General features: G+C 62.7%; 4 protein-coding genes. 2 read left to right on the forward strand and 2 right to left on the reverse strand.

Features of this window, described 5'->3' with window-relative positions; translation table 11 throughout:
* A partial coding sequence (locus tag ACYVDE_RS13320) for a peptidylprolyl isomerase (protein WP_460502035.1) occupies nucleotides 1–639 on the forward strand: 639 nt, incomplete at its 5' end.
* Between the two features lie 214 nt (nucleotides 640–853).
* On the opposite strand, the gene ACYVDE_RS13325 is transcribed toward ACYVDE_RS13320, so the two are convergent.
* Both ACYVDE_RS13325 and ACYVDE_RS13330 read right to left on the reverse strand, forming a co-directional pair.
* Nucleotides 854–2950 (reverse strand): M13 family metallopeptidase, encoded by a 2097-nt coding sequence (locus ACYVDE_RS13325; protein WP_460502036.1) that lies wholly within the window; start codon nucleotides 2948–2950, stop codon nucleotides 854–856.
* A 101-nt stretch (nucleotides 2951–3051) separates the two neighbouring features.
* Nucleotides 3052–5124, reverse strand: a complete 2073-nt coding sequence (locus ACYVDE_RS13330; RefSeq protein ID WP_460502037.1) for a M13 family metallopeptidase — start codon at nucleotides 5122–5124, stop codon at nucleotides 3052–3054.
* Between the two features lie 188 nt (nucleotides 5125–5312).
* On the opposite strand from ACYVDE_RS13330, the gene ACYVDE_RS13335 reads away from it, so the two are divergent.
* Nucleotides 5313–5603: exodeoxyribonuclease VII large subunit (locus ACYVDE_RS13335; RefSeq protein ID WP_460502038.1), on the forward strand; the 291-nt coding region annotated here is incomplete at its 3' end.

Consider the following 5603-nt stretch of genomic DNA (forward strand, 5'->3'; position numbering starts at 1 on the left):
GTCGTGCCCGGCCCCGACCTGGCCACCCTCACCGATAGCGCCGCGCCCGCCGCGCTGCTGGCCTACGGCCGGCAATACCCCGGCTCCGAAGTGCTGGTGAAGACGCGCCTGGGCAACATCCGGGTGCGGCTGTTTGATGACACGCCCATTCACAAAGCCAACTTCCTGCTGCTGGCCCGCAAGGGCGTGTTCGACGAAACCATGTTCAACCGCGTGGTGAAGGATTTTGCCGTACAGGGCGGCCAAACCTACGGCGCCCGCACCATTCGGCTGAAGCGCTACCGCCTGCCGCCCGAAATCCGACCCAACCATTTCCACCAGAAAGGCGCCTTGGGCATGGCCCGCTACGACGACGAGCAGAACCCCGGCCGCCTGTCGTCGAACACCGATTTCTACTTCGTAGTGGGCGAAAAGCTCGCGGCCAACCAGTCGCAGGCCATGGCCGGGCGCAAGCTCACGCCGGCTCAGGTGCAGGCCTACGCCAAAGTGGGCGGCGTGCCCTCGCTCGACGGCCAGTACACCGTGTTCGGCGAAGTTATCGAAGGGCAGGACGTGGTAGATAAAATTGCCAATCAGCCCGTGGAGTCGGATAAATGGCCGGTGGAGGATATTAAGATGAAGGTGGAAGTGGTGAAGTAAGACCTCGCTTGTCATCCTGAGCGCAGCGAAGGCCCTTATCACGTCAAAGTTTTCCAACGTGACAAGGTCCTTCGCTGCGCCCAGGATAACAGGCGACTCCGCATTTCCCACTCCCAACAAGTAAAAAGGCCCGCCCCCAGGGGGAGCGGACCTTCTCGTACCGGGAGGGAGAACAGTTTCTCACTCATGGTTCAAATCTCACTAAGCAAACAGCTTACCAGATTTTGGCGCGGTTGCTGGCCGAGCGCACCATTTTGTCGCCATCCTTGCAATTGAAGGCTTTGTGGAACTCGGGGAAGTTCTGCAACGGCCCGATAGTGCGGAACTGGCCCGGCGAGTGCGGGTCGGTTTGCACGAGCTGGCGGGTGGTTTCGGGGCGCTGGTTGATGCGCCAGATTTGGGCCCAGCTCAGGAAGAAGCGCTGCTCGGGCGTGAAGCCATCAATCATTTTGCCGGCCTTGGCCTGGGGCGTTTTCATGAAGGCGGCGTAGGCAATGGTGAGGCCGCCGAGGTCGGCCAGGTTCTCGCCCATGGTCAGCTTGCCGTTCACGTGCACCGAGTCGAGCGGCGAGAAAGCGTCGTACTGCTTGCCCACTACGTCGGCTTTGGCATTGAATTTCTCGCCGTCTTCCTTTGTCCACCAGTCGCGCAGGTTGCCTTCCGAGTCCACCTTGCGGCCCTGGTCGTCGAAGCCGTGGGTCATCTCGTGGCCAATCACGGCGCCAATGCCGCCGTAGTTCACTGCGTCGTCGGCCTTGGGGTCGTAGAAGGGCGGCTGCAGAATGCCGGCCGGGAACACAATCTCGTTCAGGCTGGGGTTGTAGTAGGCGTTCACCGTGGGCGGCGTCATGCCCCACACCGTGCGGTCGACGGGCTGGCCGAACTTGCTCAGGTTATCCATCGTGTTGAACTCCGACACCGCGAACAGGTTATTCAGGGCGCTTTCGCGGCTGATGGTCAGCTTCGAGTAGTCCTTCCACTTGTCGGGGTAGCCGATTTTCACCACGAAGGCGTTCAGCTTTTTCAGGGCTTCGGCTTTGGTGGCCGGGCTCATCCACTCGGTGGCCTGAATACGCTCGGCGTAGGCCATGCGCATGTTTTCCACCATCTGCTTGGCCTTGGCCTTGGCGGCGGGGCTGAAATCCTGGTCGACGTAAATCTGGCCGAAGGCTTCGCCCAGCGCGCCATCGGTGGCGGCAAAGGCACGCTTCCAGCGGGCCTGGGGCACCTTGGCACCGGTCAGCACCTGCGAGAGGCGGAAGCTTTCATCGATGTAGGCCTGGGGCAGCGCCGACGACACACCCTCCACCAAGTGGAAGCGCAGGTACTGCTTCTGGTCGGCAATGGGCTCTTCCTTCAGCATGGCGTTGGCCTCCTTCAGGTATTCGGGCTGGCCCACGATGATGTCCTTGGCCCCACTCAGGCCGCTTTCCTTGAGGCGCAGCGGAATGTCGAGGTTGGGGTAGTCGGCGGCCACCTGGGCCACGGTCATCTTGTTGTAGTTTTTGTCGCGGTCGCGCAGGGCCACGCGGTCGCGGCTGGCCTTGGCCATGCGGGTTTCGATGCGCGTCACGGCATCGGCGTTGCGCTCGGCCGTGGCCTGGTCGTCGCCCAGCAGCTTGAAGGTGTTAATCTGGTAGGTGCGGTAGGCAGCGCGAATGGTTTTCGAGCGCGCGTCGTCCTTCAGGTAGTAGTCGCGGTCGGGCAGGGTGAGGCCGCCTTGGCGCATCTGCACGGCGTATTGCGTGCTGTTCTTGGGGTCCTGGCCCACGCTCAGGCCGTACCAGCCCTTGCCCAGGTTGCGGGGGTCGGCGAGGTAGCGCTGCACACCGGCCACATCCTGAATGGCGTTAATCTTGGCCAGACGTGGCTGCAGGTATTTCAGGCCGGCCTTCTCCACGGCCACGCTGTCCATGGCGGCGGCGTAGAAGTCGCCCACTTTCTGGGCGTTCGAGCCCGGCTTGGCGGTGCGGTCAGCGGCCACTTTCTCCAGAATGCCATGCACCACGTCGCGGTTGCGGTTGCGCAGCACGTTGAAGCCACCCCAGCCCGTTTCGGAAGCCGGAATGGGGTTATTTTTCATCCAGTTGCCGTTGGCAAACCGGTAGAAGTCGTCGCAGGGGTCCACGGTACGGTCGAGGTTGGCGAGCGTGATGCCCACGCCCGACTGCCCGGTAGCGGCGGGCACGGTGGTTTTGGTTTTGACGCCGTTGGTCTTGGTTTTAACCTTGGTCTGAGCCTGGGCCGTGCCAGCGGCTAAGCCCAAGGTGGCCAGCAGCGCGGCCCGGCCGAAAAAGGAACTGTGGGACATAAATGGAGAAGTGAAGTATGAAATAAACTGAACAGAACGATATAGTCCGAAACGCAAAACTCCCCGCCGGAACCGGCGGGGAGCTGCGAAGGCGGAGGTGTTTACCAGATTTTTGAGCGCTCGGCCGTGGGCCGCATCATCTTATTGCCATCAGCGCAGCCGAAGGCCTTATAGAACTCGGGCATGTTCATGAGCGGGCCGTTGGTGCGGAACTGGCCGGGCGAGTGCGGGTCGACCTGCACCTGCTGGCGCACCGCTTCGGGGCGAATGTTGGTGCGCCAGATTTGGGCATAGCCCAGGAAAAAGCGCTGCTCGGGCGTGAAGCCGTCGATTTTCTGGCCGGCTTTGGCCTGGGCAGTTTTTTCAAACGCCTGGTAAGCAATGGTGAGGCCGCCGAGGTCGGCCAGGTTTTCGCCCATGGTCAGCTTGCCGTTCACGTGCACCGAGTCGAGCGGCGAGAAAGCGTCGTACTGCTTGCCCACAATGGCCGCCTTGGCGTTGAACTTGTCGGCGTCTTCCTTGGTCCACCAGTCGCGCAGGTTGCCCTTGGCGTCGTACTGCCGGCCCTGGTCATCAAAGCCGTGGGTCATCTCGTGGCCAATCACGGCACCAATGCCGCCGTAGTTCACTGCATCGTCGGCCTTGGGGTCGTAAAACGGGGGCTGCAGAATGCCGGCCGGGAACACAATCTCGTTCATCGGCGGGTTGTAGTAGGCGTTCACCGTGGGTGGCGTCATGCCCCACTCGCCGCGGTCAATCGGCTTGCCGAACTTGCTTATTTCGTCCTTGTTGGCCCATTCCTGGGCAGCAAACAAGTTGTTCAGGTAGCTCTCGCGGCTCACGCTCAGGGCCGAGTAATCCTTCCATTTATCGGGGTAGCCAATCTTCACCACGAAGGCGTTGAGCTTGGTGAGGGCCTCCTTCTTGGTGGCGGCGCTCATCCAGTCGGTGGCCTGAATGCGCTCGGCGTAGGCTTTGCGCAGGTTCTCAATCATCTCCTTGGCCTTGGCCTTGGCGGCGGGGCTGAAGGCTTTGTCGACGTAGAGCTGGCCGAAGGCCTCGCCCAGGGCGCGGTCGGTGGCGCCGAGCGAGCGTTTCCAGCGGGGCTGCTGCTTTTTGGCACCGCTCAGCGTTTGCGAGAAGCGGAACGATTCGTCGCCAAAGGCCTTGGGCAGGGCCGGCGTCACGCTGCTTACCAGGTGCCAGCGCAGGTACTGCTTCTGGTCGGCAATGGGCTCCTGCTGCATGGCGGCGCTCACTTCCTTCAGGTAATCGGGCTGGCCCACAATCACTTCCTTGGCTGCGCCCAGGCCTTCCGCTTTCAGCATCATGGGCAGGGCCAGGTTGGGGTAGGCGGCGTCGGCTTGGGCCACCGTCATCTTGTTGTAGTTGGCGTAGGGGTCGCGCAGGTCCACACGGCTCTTGCTGGCCTTGGCCAGGCGCGTTTCGATGCGCGTTACGGCGTCGGCGTTTTTCTCGGCCGTGGCCTGGTCGTCGCCCAGCAGCTTGAACATGTTCACCTGGTAGGTGCGGTAGGCAGCCCGAATGGCTTTCGAGCGGGCGTCGTCCTTCAGGTAGTAGTCGCGGTCGGGCAGGCCGAGGCCACCCTGATTAAAATATACGGCGTACTGGGTGCTGATTTTTTCGTCCTGCCCCACGCCCGAGCTCAGCCACACATTGCCGGCGTGCGACTTGGGGTCGGCCAGGAATTTCTGCTCATCGGCCAGGCTGTTGATGGCCATGATGCGGTCGAGATGCGGCTTGAGGTACTTCAGGCCGGCCGCGTCGATGGCGGTCGAATCCATGGCCGAGGCGTAAAAGTCGCCTACTTTTTGCGCGTTCGAGCCCTTGGGAGCCTTGGCCGCGTTGGCCGCCGCGTTGGTCAGAATGGTGCGCAACGTGGCTTGGTTGCGGTCAATCAGCTCGTTGAACGCACCCCAGCTCGACTGAGCATCCGGAATCGGGTTATTTTTGAGCCAGTTGCCCGAAGCGTAGTGGAAGAAGTCTTCGCAGGGCTTCACCGATGGGTCGATGTTCGCGATGTTGATGCCAACGCCCTTCTGCGGCGGCGTGGGGCCGGTTTTGGTGGGCGGGCCAGCCGCTACGGCGGCCGCCAGGCCACCAAGTCCGAGTACGGCCAGGCTGAGGCGCCGGGCCATCGAGGTTGAACGCATGGAAATTACTTATTGGGTTGGGAGTTTGAGCCGTGAAGGTAGGGACGTCGGCGAATACGCCGGGTTGCACGGCACCCACAACATTTGGCACTGCAGCGGGGTAGCTGGCCGGTGCACGCCGGGCCGAACGGTATTCCGGCAGCGGTGGCCGGGCCTTGCTACCGCGCGCCACCCGTAATTTGCACCTTATGCCCCTCTACAACCGTCGCCCCGAGTTGCCCCTTGCACCCGCTCCGGCCCCGCTGGGCCTGGCCGAGCTGCTGAGCCAGGTGCGCCTGACCCTGCAACGGCAGTTGGCCGAAGCCTATTGGGTGGTAGGCGAGGTATCCGACCTCACGCTGCCGCGCTTCGCCGGGGCCCACTGCTACCTCACGCTCACCGAGCAAACGACCGACTCGCGCGGCACCCCCATTAAGGCGCAGGCGCGCGCCACTCTCTGGAGCCAGCGCTACCAGCAGCTGGCCCCGGCCTTCGAGCGC

Source organism: Hymenobacter agri, from assembly GCF_054778495.1.

Bases quoted from the DNA above. Each gene is read 5' to 3' on its own strand.
- ACYVDE_RS13325 (WP_460502036.1), bottom strand. From the start codon at position 2,950: ATGTCCCACAGTTCCTTTTTCGGCCGGGCCGCGCTGCTGGCCACCTTG.
- ACYVDE_RS13330 (WP_460502037.1), bottom strand. From the start codon at position 5,124: ATGCGTTCAACCTCGATGGCCCGGCGCCTCAGCCTGGCCGTACTCGGA.